The sequence below is a fragment of the Streptococcus suis genome, assembly GCF_002964575.1.
In the GTDB taxonomy this organism is placed as follows: domain Bacteria; phylum Bacillota; class Bacilli; order Lactobacillales; family Streptococcaceae; genus Streptococcus; species Streptococcus suis_R.
On sequence record NZ_POQQ01000066.1, the window covers coordinates 1 to 766 of the forward strand.

1 pseudogene is annotated in these 766 nt (G+C 43.5%); it reads right to left on the minus strand.

Annotation, left to right across the window (positions count from 1 at the left end):
* Positions 1-766 (minus strand): annotated as a pseudogene (locus C1E58_RS09620) (IS5/IS1182 family transposase); the annotation flags it as partial.

Below are 766 nucleotides of genomic sequence, written 5' to 3' on the forward strand. Positions count from 1 at the left end.
GCTTGAGTGTACGAGTGTCAGTTGGATTCGGATACAATCCGTAAGCTAAGGCAAACTGGTTGTTTGTACCAAGTTGAAGGTTGTAACCGGGTTTGAGCTGACCATTCTTCATATGATCCTCTTTCATTCTCATGAATGTAGCGTCGGGATCTGTTTTTGAGTAGGAGTTTCGCTCTTGTAGAATCTGCTTATCTCGTTCGTACTTCTGTTTCCGAACAAGACAATCCTCTTTCAACTTTCTCTTTAGTTTCTTAATTCTTCTTCGTTTCTGTTTGTTGGCTGATCCACCTTTACTGACTTTAGGCTCTTGTGAGATAGCTTCTTCCACCTCATCCAATACTTGTTCTGTCTCATGTAGGAGTTGTTTGAGTCCCTCGCTAGTGAGGCATTCTTCCTTGGACAAGGCAGTATTCACCCCTTCTTGAACTAGCTTGTCATAAAGGGCAGAAATGTTTCCATTCAAGGCATCTTCATAGCGTTCAACGGCCTTTTTCCACGTGAAAGAATACTTGTTGGCATCAGCTTCTACCTTGGTCCCGTCAATGAAGAGGGCCTCATCTTCAATCAATCCATTCTCTCTGAGGAGGAGAGTGAAGTAGATGAAGGCAGTTTTGATGAGCTGGTTGGCGTGTGTGCTAGCCCTAAAACTATTGATGGTCCGATAACAGACATAGGTATCCTGACTCAGCCATTTCATAGGAATGACTTCTTCATTCATTTGAACGATTTTTCGACCAGAGAATACCTGGCGAGCATAGGCGAACAG